Source organism: Micromonospora sp. ATA51, from assembly GCF_016802855.1.
Classification (GTDB): domain Bacteria; phylum Actinomycetota; class Actinomycetes; order Mycobacteriales; family Micromonosporaceae; genus Micromonospora; species Micromonospora sicca.
Genome location: NZ_JAEVHJ010000168.1, coordinates 1 through 13,959, shown reverse-complemented (window position 1 = coordinate 13,959; position 13,959 = coordinate 1). Strand labels below are relative to the sequence as shown.

Annotated in this window: 12 protein-coding genes and 2 pseudogenes; 8 read left to right on the top strand and 6 right to left on the bottom strand. The window is 71.6% G+C overall.

What is annotated here, in order from left to right:
- Positions 1-60 precede the first annotated feature (60 nt).
- The 5 genes and pseudogenes from JNW87_RS23280 to JNW87_RS23260 form a co-directional block, all read right to left on the bottom strand.
- A pseudogene (locus JNW87_RS23280) lies at positions 61-3,259 on the bottom strand (penicillin acylase family protein).
- A gap of 195 nt (positions 3,260-3,454) precedes the next feature.
- Complete coding sequence (locus JNW87_RS23275; protein WP_238454391.1) at positions 3,455-4,225, bottom strand: endonuclease/exonuclease/phosphatase family protein; 771 nt, start codon at positions 4,223-4,225, stop codon at positions 3,455-3,457.
- Complete coding sequence (locus tag JNW87_RS23270) at positions 4,147-4,539, bottom strand: hypothetical protein (RefSeq protein ID WP_238454390.1); 393 nt, start codon at positions 4,537-4,539, stop codon at positions 4,147-4,149. The genes JNW87_RS23275 and JNW87_RS23270 overlap by 79 nt, the downstream gene beginning before the upstream one ends.
- Positions 4,540-4,653: 114 nt before the next feature.
- Positions 4,654-5,067 carry a VOC family protein gene (locus tag JNW87_RS23265; protein ID WP_109803353.1) on the bottom strand — a complete coding sequence of 138 codons (414 nt, stop codon included), beginning with the start codon at positions 5,065-5,067 and terminating at the stop codon, positions 4,654-4,656.
- Positions 5,068-5,217: 150 nt separating this feature from the next.
- Entirely contained in the window at positions 5,218-6,351 is a 1,134-nt protein-coding gene (locus JNW87_RS23260; RefSeq protein WP_109803354.1) for an N-acetylmuramoyl-L-alanine amidase, read from the bottom strand.
- 280 nt (positions 6,352-6,631) lie between these two features.
- Between JNW87_RS23260 and JNW87_RS23255 the strand changes: the two genes are divergently transcribed.
- A complete protein-coding gene (locus JNW87_RS23255; RefSeq protein WP_146231171.1) occupies positions 6,632-6,835 on the top strand; it encodes a hypothetical protein in 204 nt (67 codons plus the stop codon).
- Between the two features lie 9 nt (positions 6,836-6,844).
- Here the strand turns inward: JNW87_RS23255 and JNW87_RS23250 are convergent, their stop codons facing one another.
- Positions 6,845-7,270 (bottom strand): SRPBCC family protein, encoded by a 426-nt coding sequence (locus JNW87_RS23250; protein WP_109803356.1) that lies wholly within the window; start codon positions 7,268-7,270, stop codon positions 6,845-6,847.
- Between the two features lie 72 nt (positions 7,271-7,342).
- Here JNW87_RS23250 and JNW87_RS23245 point away from each other — a divergent pair, with 72 nt between their 5' ends.
- The 7 genes and pseudogenes from JNW87_RS23245 (at position 7,343) to JNW87_RS23220 (ending at position 13,690) form a co-directional block, all read left to right on the top strand.
- Complete coding sequence (locus JNW87_RS23245; protein WP_255420219.1) at positions 7,343-8,179, top strand: sigma-70 family RNA polymerase sigma factor; 837 nt, start codon at positions 7,343-7,345, stop codon at positions 8,177-8,179.
- Positions 8,180-8,280: 101 nt separating this feature from the next.
- Positions 8,281-9,444: a LacI family DNA-binding transcriptional regulator gene (locus tag JNW87_RS23240; RefSeq protein WP_236648143.1), complete on the top strand. Its 1,164-nt coding sequence runs from the start codon at positions 8,281-8,283 to the stop codon at positions 9,442-9,444.
- Positions 9,441-10,373 carry a carbohydrate ABC transporter permease gene (locus JNW87_RS23235; protein WP_109803358.1) on the top strand — a complete coding sequence of 311 codons (933 nt, stop codon included), beginning with the start codon at positions 9,441-9,443 and terminating at the stop codon, positions 10,371-10,373. Before JNW87_RS23240 ends, JNW87_RS23235 begins: the two co-directional genes overlap by 4 nt.
- A 1-nt stretch (position 10,374) precedes the next feature.
- Entirely contained in the window at positions 10,375-11,214 is an 840-nt protein-coding gene (locus JNW87_RS23230) for a carbohydrate ABC transporter permease (protein WP_109803359.1), read from the top strand.
- A gap of 45 nt (positions 11,215-11,259) precedes the next feature.
- On the top strand, positions 11,260-12,555 hold the full coding sequence (locus JNW87_RS23225) for a sugar ABC transporter substrate-binding protein (protein WP_109803360.1): 1,296 nt from the start codon (positions 11,260-11,262) through the stop codon (positions 12,553-12,555).
- A 2-nt stretch (positions 12,556-12,557) separates the two neighbouring features.
- Positions 12,558-12,809: pseudogene (locus JNW87_RS41665) on the top strand (ADP-ribosylglycohydrolase family protein); the annotation flags it as partial.
- A gap of 128 nt (positions 12,810-12,937) precedes the next feature.
- Entirely contained in the window at positions 12,938-13,690 is a 753-nt protein-coding gene (locus JNW87_RS23220; protein WP_309234030.1) for an ADP-ribosylglycohydrolase family protein, read from the top strand.
- Positions 13,691-13,959: the final 269 nt, after the last annotated feature.

Here is a 13,959-nt window from a genome sequence, read left to right as displayed (position 1 = left end):
CGACGTCGAAGCCGAGCACCTCGTAGCCGAGCTCCGCGTAGCAGATGGCCCGGCGGGCGGTCACCGGGCGTAGACCTCGACCTCGTGGAGCGAGAAGCCGTACGAGGTGGCCCGCTTGACGCCGTACACGCGCACGTAGCGGGCGGTGACCGGGGCGAAGGTCACGTTGTCGACGCCGCCGTTGCCGGTCGTGGTGCTGAACGCCGTCCGCCAGGTGGCGCCGTCGGTGGAGACCTCGACCCGGTACGCGCTGCCGTACGCGGCCTCCCAGCGCAGGATGACCCGGTTGACCGTGCGGCCGGAGCCGAGGTCCACCCGAATCCACTGGTTGTCGGCGTAGCTGCTGCTCCACCGGGTGCCGAGGCTGCCGTCGACCGCCTTGTCCGGGGTGTGGCTGGTGAGGAACTGGGTGCTCGACGCGGTGGCGGCGCGCCCCTGGGCCAGGTTGGTGACGTCGTCGCCGCGGCGCGCCGGGAACGAGACGACCTGCTGGTAGGTGGGCCGGTTCTGCCAGGCGATCAGGGGATGGCTGATGCCGCCGAGCCCCGACTGGGCGATCGCGTCCGCGCACCACTGGTCGCCCGCGGCGCAGGACGAGTCGCCGGGGTAGACCGTGGTGGACGGCAGCGCGGCCGCCTGGGCGAGGGTGTCGAGCAGCGCCTGCCGGCAGGCGCCGAGGTTGCCGTTGCCGCAGTACGTGCGGCCGAGGCCGCCGGTCACCGGGTCGCCGAGGACGGTCCGGATGTCCTTGTCGACGTAGCCCCACCAGCCGTACTGGAACGACGAGCCCTTGTGCGGCTGGCCGGCGGCCGCCCAGACGGCGGTGCCGTCGCGTCCGCCGTTCTGGCCGCCGGACGGTGCCTCGTTCACCTCGATGGCGTCCACCAGGGCGCCGTAGAGGTCGGCGCCGAGTCCCGGCTTGAATTCCGCCGCGGCGAGCAGCGGCCACCAGGCGTCGAAGATCCGAATCGCGTCGGCGTGCTGGTAGACCCGCGAACCGGCGGTGGTCTCCGCGCGGCGGAAGCCGGACTGCTGCCAGGCCCGCAGCTTGGCGATCGCGTCGGCCAGGGTCGGATCGGTGACCGGTTGGCTGGTGACGGCCCGGAGCAGGTCGCCGAGGACCTGCTGGCCGCGCAGGTCGGTGACCGCGGCGTCGGCCATGATCCGTACGACGGCGGCCCGGTCGAGCTGCTGCCCCGCGATCGCGGCGCGCACCGGGCGTCGAGGAGTTGTGCCCGGTGTACCGATCCGAAGCTGAAGTTGCCGTCCGCGGCGCTGTAGTCGTACGCCTGCTTGTTGTTCCAGCTGACGTAGTAGTCCTGGTTGACGGACCGGGGGTGGGCGCCGGCCGGGGTGTAGGTCGCGGTGTTCGTGTCCGGGTTCCAGCCCTGCCACTCGTAGCCCGCCTCGGCCCGGGTGGGCAGGTTCGGGTCGGCCCCGGACGGCCGGACCGGGTTGGACCCGGAGTTGAAGTACGCCGCCTCGGTCGAGTTGACGTAGAACCAGTTGAAGGCGTAGCCGATGTTCGCGGCGGCGTCCTGGAACGCGGCGGCGGAGCCCATCGCCGCGGGGTCGTTGTACGCCTGGAAGCCGATCGCGGAGTCGGCCTCGTGCCGGTAGGTCGACCGGAGCCGGGTGAAGGCCGTCGGCTGCCCGTTCACCATTCCCCGGTACGCCACCAGCCCGTACCTGGTGCGCAGGGCGCGCAGGGTGTACGAGCCGGCCGGGGTCGAGTCGGCCAGGGTCGGCGACCAGGAGTTGGTGTGCGCCAGCACCTCCATCGCCAGGCACTGGCGTGGTAGAGGTAGCGGTTCGACTGCAGGGTCGGGGCGCTGCCGTCGGTGGTGCACAGCGGCAAGGCGTATGTGTCGGTGATGTCCTGCGCCGCCGAGGTGGCGCTCCACGCGTAGTCCTGCCCGCGTCCGAGCAGGACGTAGAGGCTCAGGCCCGCGAACGAGGCGCCGCGGGCGCTGATGCCCGGCCCCTGCAGTTCCTGCAGCATGAGCAGTTGCGGCGCGAAGTAGCCGGTCTGTGGGCCGAAGACGGCGATGGGGTTGCCGCTGACGGTGTGCCGACCGGAGATCACCACGGCGTTGGACATGCCGTGCGACCGGAGTGCGCCGAGCCCGCTGAGCAGTCCCTCGGTCGTGGCGCTCCGGGGGCTGGTCGCCGTCGCGGTGCCGGCCGAGGCGGTCGGCTGGTAGGCCAGGGGTTCGGCGGTGACCGTACCGGCGTCGGGCAGCACCACGCCGGGCGCGCCGGCCGGTGCGCCGCCGTACGGGAAGCTCTGCCCGTCGTGCAGGGTCAGCACGGTCTCCGGGTCGTTCTGCTGCCGGAACGCCTGCCACACCTGGTCGCCGGCGGTCGGGCCGAACTTCGCCCGGGCGGCGACCCGCACCAGCGCCGACTGCATCTCCGCGCCGCCGCCCCCGCCGAACAGCCCGCCGATGACGCCGGCCGTGGCGATCAGGTCGGTCATGGTGAAGTGCTGCGGGGCGCCGTTGCCGGTGAGGTTGTACTCGCCGGGGCAGTTCGCGTTGGCGACGCACTGGTCGATGTAGGTGTTGACGCCCGCGATGTAGTCGCCTACGTCGGTGTGGAGCTGCTGGCCGCGGGTTCCCTTCTGCCGTAGCGCGTCGACCTGGGCCTGCAGGTCCGCCTCTGTGTACGGGGAGTTGGCCCAGATGCTCTGCTCCAGTTCCCGGTTGCCCGGCGCCCCGCCGGCGAATGAGCTGAGCCGGCCACGGCCGGCGTGGCGGAGCAGGTCCATCACCCAGAGCCGGTCCTGCGCGCCGGCGTAACCGGCGCCGAACATGGTGCCGGAGCGGGTGGTGCCGGTGACGTGCGGTACGCCGGTGGCGGAGTCCCGCACGATGGTCACGTCCGCGCGGGGGCGCACGGTGCTTTCCACTTGCGCGTCGGGTACGCCGAACGAGGCGTCGTGGTAGAAGCGGGCGATCTGCTCGTCGGTGAGTCCCGCGTAGCCGTACACCAGGTTCGCGTACTCGTCGAGCTGGTCGCTGGAGTGGGCGGGCCGGGTGCCGAGGACCTGGTGCGCCAGGATCGCGGCGAGCGTGGCGTTGCCGTTCTCGCCCGGCGGCAGGATGTCGGCGCACTGGCCGAGGCAGTGGTCGTTGCCGGCGAACGTGGTGGCGGCGACGGCTGGTGCGGGCGGGACGACGGTCAGGGCGGTCGCGGCGGCGGTCACAGCCGCGGCGGTCAGCGCCGCGACGCGGGTGCGGATGGTGGGACGGGGCATGGCGGTGCCTCCGGGAGCTCGGAGTCGGGGCCGGGGTACGCCCGACTGCCGATGCCGACGTCTCGCCCTCCGTGCCCGGGCGTCACACCCGGAGGTGAGATTAACTCATATCGATCCCTCGGCAAGGATCTCCGATTCGCACCGCCCGGGATAGCCGTTGTTCACCAAGCGCCAATGCCGACACTTCGGTCCCGTCTACCGCAGCGCGAGCACCGCCTGATGACCCAGGTGATCCGACGCCCACCGGCCGTCGGGGGTCTGTCGCTCGGTGCCGAAGACCTCGCTCGCCACCGGGGCGACCGCGCCCCGGACCATGACCATGTCGATCCGGTGCTCGACGTCGTCGGCCGGCTCGGTCAGATCGTCGCCCAGCCCCGCGGTGTATCCGGGGTCGCCGGGGTGCAGGATCGGCCAGGTGTCGACCAGTCCGCCGGCCACCAGGGTGAAATACGCGAGCCGGTTGTTCGGATCGGGCAGCTCGGGACCGGTGTTGAGATCCCCGACGAGGATCACCCTCCCGGGTACGTTCAGCGGGCCCCGGAGCAGCTCCTGCGCCTGCAGCACCCGGACGCCGGGGTGGAACGCCTCCAGGTGGGTGTTGACGAACCGGAACGCCCGGTTGCCCAGCACCGCGTCCACGGCCGTCCAGCCGCGCGTGCTGGTGGCGGTGCCACCCGTGGCCGGAAGCGGGAACACCAGGTTCTGGACGAAGTTCCCCGACGACGTGTCGGTCACCTTCACCCGGCCGCCGTGCCGCACCAGGACGACGTCGCGCATGGTGAGCCGGACGTCCACGTTGTACGGCGCGCCGGCCGGGGCTTCCAGATCCGCCTCGTCCTGCACCACGGCGACGTCGTACGGGTGGCCGGAGCCAGCCAGTTCGGCCATCAGCAGCGCCAGGTAGTCGTACCGGACCTCGGTGGCCGGGGCCGGGTCGCCCATCCGTCCGGTGCGCCAGAGCGCCACCTCCTGCAGGCCGACCAGGTCGGCTTGCGTTCGCGGATCTCCTCGGCGAACAGCGCGGCCCGGGCGGGAAAGTCGACCAGGTCCACATGCCGGAGCAGGGCCGAGTTCGCGGCCAGGAACGCCGGCAGCGTCGGCGCCCCGATCGACGGCGTGAGGTCCCCGCCCAGGTAGAGGTTGCGGGTCAGCACGTCGACCTTGGGCCCGGCCTCCGCGTGCGCGGGTGGGGCGACCAGCCCCAGGGTGGCCGCCACGACGGCGGCCGCGGCGACCAGCCGGGTCAGGCGTCGACGGTGCGAGGGGATCCTGCCGTCCATGAATCTGGTCCTCTCCGGCCGGGTGTCCGCGTCGGTGCGAATGCTCCGTACGCTAACGCCGGCAGGACCATCGTGGACACCGCCGTTCGGGCGACCTCCCCTGGCCGGGGCGGGTCAGGCCTGGGGCCCGGCGATGTTGACCATCCAGCCGATGCCGAACCGGTCCACGCACATGCCGAACTCGTCGCCCCACATCTGCTTCTCGAGTGGCATCGAGACGGTGCCACTCTCCGAGAGCTGCTTCCAGTAGCCACGCAGCTCGTCGGCGTCGTCCCCGCTGAGGCTGATCGCGATGTTGTTGCCCGGCTGGTATTCCATCTCCGGCGGGGTGTCGGAGGCCATCAGCGTGAAGCCGCGGTCGGTCTCCAACATGGCGTGCATGACCTTGTCGGCCACGGCCGGATCCGGGTTGCCGAACTCGCCGAACGTGCTCAGCGTCAGGTTGCCGCCGAACACGTTCTGGTAGAACTCCATGGCCTGCCGCGCGCTGTCGCGGAAGCTGAGGTACGGGTTGAGCCGAGACGCCATGAGGCCCTCCTTCGTCGTCTTTGACGAGGGTCATCGTCGCAGCCCCGGATGACATGGACAACGACGTACGACGGGCGAGTCGCGCGCCGCACGAGCTGGCGGTGGAGGTGGCGCCGTTGCCACCTCCACCGCTTCCCCGCCGGTACGTCGTCAGTTCTGCTGGAACGACTGACGCACCACACCACCCACCAGGGCACACCAGGTGGTGGTGCTGACCTTTCCGTTCGCGTCGAGACCGTGCAGCTCCTGGAGGTCCTTCAGGGCCTTCTTGGTCACGTAGTCGTACTCGCCGGTGATCGCGACCTCGGCGTAGCCCTTGGAGTTCAGCATGAACTGCAGCGCGCTGACCGGGATGCCGGTGGCGTCCTTGTCCAGCTCCGGCGCGAGGGTCTCCCAGGTCGGCGCGGTGAGCGTGGCGTCGATGTCGACCGGGATGCCGTTGCGGGCCTGCCAGTCCTGCACGGCGGCGACGGTGGCGGCGTCGAAGACGCCGGTGACCGGCACGGTGTAGCCGCGGAAGGTGAGCAGGTACTGCGCGACGCGGACGACCGGGCCGCCGACGAAGCGCCAGATGTCCGGCCAGCGGCGGGCCGGCACGTCGGCCAGGTCGGTGCCGAGCTTGGCGAAGACCCGCCGGCGCAGGGCGGGGAACTCCCGGTAGAACATCGCGCCCGGGCACTGGGTGGCCCGGAAGTCCCAGTGGCCGAAGATGTCGTGGGCGTGCAGGCCGTACTGCTGGCAGACGGTGGTGCAGAGCTTGACCAGCGAGTCGAGCAGCTCGTGCGGCGGCGTCTCGGTGACGTAGGTGCCCTCGTTCTCGATGCCGATGGCCCGGCCGTTCTCGCCCGGGCAGTGCGCCGAGATCATCTGCCGGTCGCCGGCCTGGAGCCGCTCCAGGCTGCCGTGCCGGCCCTCGAGGACGTGACCGCCGCGGCTGACCGTGAAGTGCTGCCCGGTGTCCGACCAGTGGTTGACGTCCAGGTGCAGGTCCTGGCAGTCGCGGGCGAGCTGCTTGGCGTGTTCCTCCGAGTAGTCGGTGCTGTTCGGGAACGCCATGTGGTGCACGATGATCTTGTTGGTGGCGATCGCGCTGATCGACAGCGGGTCCGCCGGCGGGCGGGCTCCCCACTCGTCACAGCTGATGATCCAGTCGAGGTCCGCGCCCGGCGCGGCCTGAGCCGCCGCCGGGAAGGCGAGTTCGCTGCCGACGACCGCGACCGCGGCGGCGCCGAGGCCGGCCCGCAGCAGCGTGCGGCGGTCCAGCTCAGGGTGGTTGAAGTGCATGTCGTCTCCTTCGCGGCGGCGAGGATCGGCGAGTGAAAAGGAACTTCAGACGCCGCGCGTGAGACGGAGGATATTGCCATCGATGCGGGAAGGTCCAGGGGGGACGGCGAGAAGAATCGTCGTGTCCGCCCGCCACCCGCCCAGCTGAGAGGAGCGAATGCGTGCCGGTGTGGTCAACTCGGACGGTGGCGGATGACGTCACCGAGCCCGCCGGAAAGACGAAGGGGCCGAACTTCGGCATTCGGGGTGCACATCGTGGCCGGACCGGGATGCTGCACGTATGCGAGACGTAGCTGATGTGCCGATCGTGGGCGGACCGGCCGACGGACGCACCGCCACGGTCGAACTCGACGAGCACGGGGAACCGCCGTCCGAGCTGCATCCGGGCGAAATCGACGTCGTGGGTGACGGCCTGTACGTGTGCCAACCGGTCACCGGCTCCGGGCCGCCCTGGTCCTACCAGTGGCAGCCGGCGACCTCGTGACCGCGGGGCCTAGCGGCCGTTCTCGAGGAGTTGCTTGAGGTTCTGGTAGCTGGTCGGCGCCGCCTGCCGCGCCTGCCGGCGTACCAGCGGGACCAGCGCCACGCCGAGCCCGTGGCCCGCGAAGTCGAGTGTGAACGTCACTCGGGATCTGGTGCCGTCCCCGATCGGCTCCACGCTGACCGTGGCGTGCGGACGGATGGGCCCGTCGGTGCCCCGGGCGCCCCAGCGGTGCGGCGGATCGTTGTGGGTGATCTGCTGCGTCATCGTGCGCTCGGCACCCCTGATCCTCCGGGTCGTGGTGAACCGTGAGCCGTCGAGAAGGCGCACCCGCACCACATCGTGCTGCCACTCGGCGAAACGCGAAGGATCGGTGGCGTAGGCGAAGACCTCGTCCGGCGGACGCGCGATCTCGATCGTGGAAACCAGTGGTGCCATCGCTCCTCCTTGTTACCAGTGGGTGCTCGTACCCGTCAGTGGTAAGACGGAGGACGCGGCGGAAGGGTAACGGTGGAGGATTTCGAGGCGCACCGAGGTCACCTGCGGGCGGTGGCCTACCGCATGCTCGGCTCGCGAAGCGAAGCCGACGACGCGGTCCAGGAGGCGTGGGTGCGGACGGCCCGGTCGGACACCAGCGAAGTCCAGAATGCCCGTGCTTGGCTCACCACCGTGGTGGCACGCGTGTGCCTGGACATGCTGCGGTCGCGTACGGGGCGTCGGGAGGTTCCCCTCGCCGCACCGTGCCCCGTCGACGGCCCGGACCCGGAGCAGGAGGCGGTGCTGGCCGACTCGGTCGGGCTCGCGCTGCTGGTGGTGCTGGACACGCTGACGCCCGCGGAGCGAATGGCGTTCGTGCTGCACGACATCTTCGCCGTGCCCTACCGCGAGATCGCACCGATCGTCGGGCGCTCGACCGACGCGACGAAGATGCTCGCCAGTCGCGCCCGTCACCGGGTGCGGGCCGCCGAGATGCCCGACAGCGATCCAGCCCGGCAGCGGAAGGCCGTCGATGCCTTCCTCGTCGCCTCGCGCGACGGCGACTTCGCGGCGCTGCTCAACCTGCTTCACCCTGAGGTCAGCGTCAGCGCCGACGGCTTCGCGGCGCCCTCCCGGAGCCCGATACGGCTGCGCGGCGCCCGTGCCGTCGCCCGACAGGCGCTGTTCTTCTCGCACCGGGCCGAGCATGCCCAGGTCGGGCTCGTCGACGGCGTCCCGGCGCTCCTGGTGAAACGCCATGGACGTCTCGTCACGGTGATGACCTTCGAGATCAGCCACGACAAGATCACGGCGATCGAGGTGATCGCCGAGCCGCAGCGCCTGGGCCGGCTCTCCGTCGAAGCAGGTTGAGCGTGGTTGGAAACGTTTTCGTAACGAGCCCTTGACCTGACCGTCGGCTCAGGCGCAGACTCCCGGAAACGTTTACAGCAATGAGGTGGAGGTGCCAGGGCGTGGGTCGTAAACGTTTACAGGAGTCGGCCGACGGCCGGCCGACGGTGCACACCGTCGCCGCCCGGGCCGGCGTCTCGATCGCCTCCGCCTCCCGCGTGCTCAACGGCGTCGGGGGCAGCCCCGAGACCATCCGCAAGGTCCGCGCGGCGGCGGCCGAGGTCGGCTACGTCCCCAACGCCATCGCCCGCTCGCTCCAGTCGCAGCGCACCGGCCTCGTGGCCCTCGCCGTCGAGGACATCGGCAACCCGGTGTACGTCGAGATGATGCGCGCCATCGAGTCGGTGGTCGCCGCCTCCGGCCGGCAGCTGCTGGTGCACGCCACCGCCGGTCAGGTCGCCAAGGAGACGGCGCTGCTGCGCCGGCTGGCCCACCGCTACGTCGACGGGATGATCGTCTCGCCGATCCGGGTCACCGACGACCACCTGGCCGCGCTGGTCGACAGCCCGGTGCCGGTGGTGGTCGTCGGTCAGCTCGGCGCGGACGCCCCGGTCGACAACGTCCGCACCGACTCGCGCACCGGCGTGGGGCTGGCGGTCGACCATTTGGTCGCCGCCGGACGCCGGCGGATCGGCTTCGTCAACGGCCCGCTCGACACCGTCCCCGGCGCCGCCCGTGACGCCGGCTTCCGGACCGCCCTCGCCGGTCACGGCATCGAGCTCGACGAACGGCTCGTCGAGGTCGGCGACTTCCAGTACGCCGCCGGCCGCGCCGCCGCCGAACGACTGCTCGCCCGGGCCCGCCCCGACGCACTGGTCTGCGCCAACGACCTGATCGCCGTCGGGGCGCTGCACGCCCTGCTCGCCGCCGGTCGCCGGGTCCCCGAGGACGTCGCGCTGGTCGGCATGGACGACACCGAGCTGGCCCGGATGATGTTCCCGCAGCTCTCCAGCGTCTCCCTCGGCTCGGCCGAACGTGGACGACGCGCCGCCGAGCTGCTCCTGCAACGGATCACCGACCCGGCCCTGCCGCCCCGCCGCGAGCAGGTCGCCCCCCACCTCGCCGTCCGCGCCTCCAGCGCCGCACCGCGCCCCGTGCTCGCGCCGTTCCGGCGAGCCGATGCCCGGACGGCGGAAGGAGCCCTGCCGCTCGTGCCCGGCCAACCGGACCAGGAGCCGACGGCGCCGAAGCCACCCGCACCGCGTACCCCGGAGGTGACCGCATGACCACCGTGGCCGAACGGCCGGACGTCGCGCGCGCCGAGGGTCCGCGCGCCGCCCGGTCCCGCTCCGACCGGATGGGCATCTACCTGCTGCTCCTGCCGTCGCTGCTGCCCATCGTGGTGCTCTCGGTGTTCCCGCTGCTGCGCGGCATCTACCTGGGCTTCACCGACGCCCGCGCCGGCCGCAACGTCGAGGTCAGCTTCACCGGGCTGGCCAACTACCGGGAGCTGCTCGGCGACGAGCTGTTCTGGAACTCGTTCAAGATCGGCCTGCTCTGGGCGGTCGGGGTGACCGTGCTGCAATTCGTGCTCGCCCTCGGGCTGGCCCTGCTGCTCAACCAGCAGCTGCGCTTCCGGGGCGCGGCCCGGGTGCTCGCCGTGGTGCCCTGGGCGATGCCGCCGGTGGTGGTCGGCATCCTGTGGAAGCTGGTCTACCACCCCGACGCCGGCCTGCTCAACGAGTTCTTCCACCGGGTCGGCGCGGACGGGTTGCGCACCAACTGGCTCGGCGACTTCAGCACCGCGCTGCCCGCGGTGATCATCGTGGGCGTCTGGGCCGGCATGCCGCAGACCACCGTTGTGCTGCTGGCGGGGTTGCAGGGCGTGCCGCGCGAGCTGCACGAGGCGGCCGCGGTGGACGGCGCCGGCACCTGGCACCGGTTCCGCAACGTCACGCTGCCCGCCCTCGCGCCGGTGATCGTCGCGATCACCTCGCTGGACTTCATCTGGAACTTCAACTCGTTCGGCCTGGTCTACGTGCTGACCGCGGGCGGGCCGGGCGGCAAGACCATGCTGCCGATGCTCTTCGCCTACGAGGAGGCGTTCCGCTACGGCAACTACGGCTACGCCGCCGCGCTCGGCAACGCCATGGTCTTGATCATCGTCGCGCTGCTCGCGGTCTACCTGCGGCGCCGACTCCGGGAGGCGAACTGACATGTTCGGAAAGCCGAGCCGCACCGGGCGCACGTTGCAGTACGTCGCCCTGACCGGCTACCTGATCTTCCTCGGGTTCCCGCTGGTCTGGCTGGTCTCCACCGCGTTCAAGCCGCCCCGGGAACTGGTCCAGCTGCACCCCACGCTGATCCCCGCCAACCCGACCGTGCAGAACTTCGTGCAGGCCTTCACCGAGCAGGAACTCGGCCGGGCCGCGCTGAACAGCCTCCAGGTGTCGCTCGCCTCGGCGGTGCTCACCGTGCTGGTCGCGCTGCCCGCCTCGTACGCCCTGGCCCGGTTCCGCACGAAGCTCGGCACCGCGGCGCTCGGCTGGGTGCTGCTGTCGCAGCTGTTCCCGTTCGTGCTGCTGATCATCCCGATCTTCCTGATCCTGCGCGAGGTCGGGCTGGCCAACACCCACGCCGGGCTGGTGCTGATCTACGTGGTCTGGGCGCTGCCGTTCGCGCTCTGGATGCTCCAGGGCTTCGTCCGCAACATCCCGCGCGAGCTGGAGGAGGCGGCCAGCGTCGACGGGGCCAGCCGGCTGCAGATCCTGCGCCAGGTGGTCTTCCCGCTGCTCGCGCCCGGGATCGTCGCCACCGCGCTGTTCTCGTTCATCTCCGCCTGGAACGAGTTCTTCTTCGCCCTGGTGCTGCTCAAGACCCCGGAGCTGGCCACCCTGCCGGTCACCCTGGCCCGGTTCGTCGGGATCGAGGGCACCGCTCGGCTCGGTCCCCTCGCGGCCGGATCCCTGCTCGCCACCCTGCCCAGTCTGATCTTCTTCGCTTTCATGCAACGCCGGCTCTCCTCCGGCTCGCTCGCCGGCGCCGTCAAGGGCTGACGAGCGGCACCACATCCCCCACCCACCACCAAGGAGGTAACCCCCATGCTCCGTAGCAGATTCCGTCGACTCGCCGCGGCCGCCGCGGTCGCGGTCGTCGGCCTCGGCGCCCTCACCGCGTGCGGTGACGGCGGCGGCACGGACGAGGCGTCGTCCGGCCCGGTCAAGCTGCGCTTCCTCAGCCTGGCCTGGCAGAAGGAGTCGCTGCAGGCCAACAAGGACCTGGTCGCCAAGTGGAACAGCGAGCACCCGGACATCCAGGTCGAGTACGTCCAGGGTGACTGGAACTCCGTCCACGACCAGCTGCTCACCTCGTTCGAGGGCGGCGACGCCGCCGACATCGTGCACTACGAGGCCTCCGCCATCGGCGAGTTCAGCAAGCAGGGCTACCTGGCCGACGTCTCCAAGCTGCTCAGCGACGACTTCAAGGGCCAGATCGACCCGGGCGTCTGGGACACCGCCACCTTCGAGGGCAAGGTCACCGGCGTGCCGTTCCTGCTCGAGTCGCAGGTCGTCATCGCCAACAAGAAGCTGCTCGACGCCGCCGGCGTCGCCGTGCCACCGGCCGACGGCGGCTGGACCTGGGACGAGTTCCAGGCCAACGCGCAGAAGCTCACCAAGCCCGGCCAGTACGGCGTGGCCTGGGCGCTGAAGTCGCCCACCAACCGGGTGATGAACCTGGCGCTGAACTACGACGGCAAGTTCTTCTACCCCGACGGCGGCAAGACCGAGGTCAAGGTCGGCGACGCGGAGAGGGAGGTGCCGAAGCGGATCCACGACATGCTCTACGCCACCAAGTCGGCCTCCCCGGAGGCGCTCGGCATGAGCGGCGCGGACACCCTGCCCGGCTTCTTCGGCGGCAAGTACGCGATGCTGCCCGGCTCGGTGTCGCTGCGCCAGCAGATGGTCGAGCAGGCCCCCGCCGGCTTCGACTGGGTCACCCTCCCGCCGATCAAGGGGCTGTCTACCAAGCAGGCCGCCAACCCGCAGACGCTGTCCGTCTCGGCGGACAGCAAGCACCAGAAGCAGGCCGCGCAGTTCATCGAGTGGTTCCTCAACCCGACCAACATGGCCACCCTCGCCAAGGGTGACTGGCTGGTGCCGACCGGCAAGCAGGCCAACGCGGAGCTGGTCAAGGCCACCAGCGGCAAGCAGGGCTGGGACGTCGCCGCGGACAGCGCCGCCGACCTGACCGTCGCCCCGTTCCAGAAGGTCGACGGCTACCCGGAGTGGAAGACCAAGTACGCCACCCCGGCCCTTCAGCAGTACTTCGCCAACAAGATCACCCTGGACCAGCTCGGCACGCAGCTGGTCGACGGTGGCAAGCAGGTTCTGAGGTAACCATGTCACTCTTGCTCGACACGTCGGTCGGTTGCCTGGTCGGCGCCGCGGTGGGCGACGCCCTCGGCGGTGCCACCGAGACAGCGCTCCCTGAGCAGATCCGCGCCCGCTACGGCGGCTGGGTCGAGGGCGTCGTGCCCCCGTACCACGCCGACTGGGCCACCGCGCGGCCACTCGCGCCGTACCACAAGGGCGACGGGCACATCACCGACGACACGTTGATGACCCACGCCCTGGTCCGGGCGTACGCGGCCAAGCGGGACCACCTCGACGCGTACGACGTGGTGGAACTGCTCGTCCCCGACCTGATCGAGCGGGTGGTGTACATCCCGGACCTGGAGCGGGACGGGGTGACCTTCCACCGGCTGGCCGCGGCCGAACGGTGCTGGTCACCCGCCTGCACCACGCGCACGCCGACCCCCGCGAGGCCGGCGTGGGCAACATCGTCAACTGCGGCGCCGCCATGTACATGGCCCCGGTCGGCATCGTCAACGCCGGCGACCCGGCCGGGGCGTACGCGGAGGCGGTGGAGATCGCCGGGGCGCACCAGCACAGCTACGGGCGGGAGGCCGCGGCGGTCTTCGCCGCCGCGGTCGCCGCCGCCGCGGCCCCCGGCGCGGGCGTCGACGACGTCCTCGGCGCGGCGCTCGACCTGGCCCTCGACGGCACCCGCGCCGCCATCGACGCGGTGGTCAAGGAGGCCCGGTGGTACGACGACTGGAAGGCCGCCATCCCCGCGCTGCGCGCCGCGGTCGCCCCCTACGACACGGTGGGGGAGGAGTACCGCAGCCCCGGCCTGGGCGCCCGCCGGCCCAGCCGGCTGCACGCCATCGAGGAGCTGCCGGTGGCGCTGGGCATGCTGGTGGTGGCCCAGGGCGACTACCGGTCGGCGGTGCTCGGCTCGGTCAACTACGGCCGGGACGCCGACTCCACGGCCACCATGGCCGGCGCGATCGCCGGGGCGCTGGGCGGCGTGGCGGCGGTGCCCGCCGAGTGGTCCACGGTGGTGGCCGAGGCGTCCCGCACCGACCTGGTCGAGCCGGCGCGGGTACTCGCCGCGGTCGCCACCGAGGTCTTCGACCGGGACCGGCAGCGCTTCGCCCGGCGCGCCGAGCGCTTCGGCGGCCTGGCATGACCGCTGCGGGTGTCCCGGCCACCGGCACCGCGCCGGCCGCCGGGCGGGCGGCCCTGCCTCCCGTCCCGGCGCGGCCGGCGGGCTGCGACTGACCTGGGTGCAGCCGGAGGACCTGCTGCCGCACGAGCTGGCGGCCAGCCGGGACGAGGGCCGCAACGTGACCGCCCTCGCCGACCGCTGCAGCCGGAGGACCTGCTGCCGCACGAGCTGGCGGCCAGCCGGGACGAGGGCCGCAACGTGACCGCCCTCGCCGACCGCTGGACGGCGGC

Excerpts from the sequence above, each read along its gene's own strand:
- JNW87_RS23270 (WP_238454390.1), bottom strand. The coding sequence starts at position 4,539 with ATGGACGGCAGGATCCCCTCGCACCGTCGACGCCTGACCCGGCTGGTC.
- JNW87_RS23265 (WP_109803353.1), bottom strand. The coding sequence starts at position 5,067 with ATGGCGTCTCGGCTCAACCCGTACCTCAGCTTCCGCGACAGCGCGCGG.
- JNW87_RS23260 (WP_109803354.1), bottom strand. The coding sequence starts at position 6,351 with ATGCACTTCAACCACCCTGAGCTGGACCGCCGCACGCTGCTGCGGGCC.
- JNW87_RS23255 (WP_146231171.1), top strand. The coding sequence starts at position 6,632 with ATGCGAGACGTAGCTGATGTGCCGATCGTGGGCGGACCGGCCGACGGA.
- JNW87_RS23250 (WP_109803356.1), bottom strand. The coding sequence starts at position 7,270 with ATGGCACCACTGGTTTCCACGATCGAGATCGCGCGTCCGCCGGACGAG.
- JNW87_RS23235 (WP_109803358.1), top strand. The coding sequence starts at position 9,441 with ATGACCACCGTGGCCGAACGGCCGGACGTCGCGCGCGCCGAGGGTCCG.
- JNW87_RS23230 (WP_109803359.1), top strand. The coding sequence starts at position 10,375 with ATGTTCGGAAAGCCGAGCCGCACCGGGCGCACGTTGCAGTACGTCGCC.
- JNW87_RS23225 (WP_109803360.1), top strand. The coding sequence starts at position 11,260 with ATGCTCCGTAGCAGATTCCGTCGACTCGCCGCGGCCGCCGCGGTCGCG.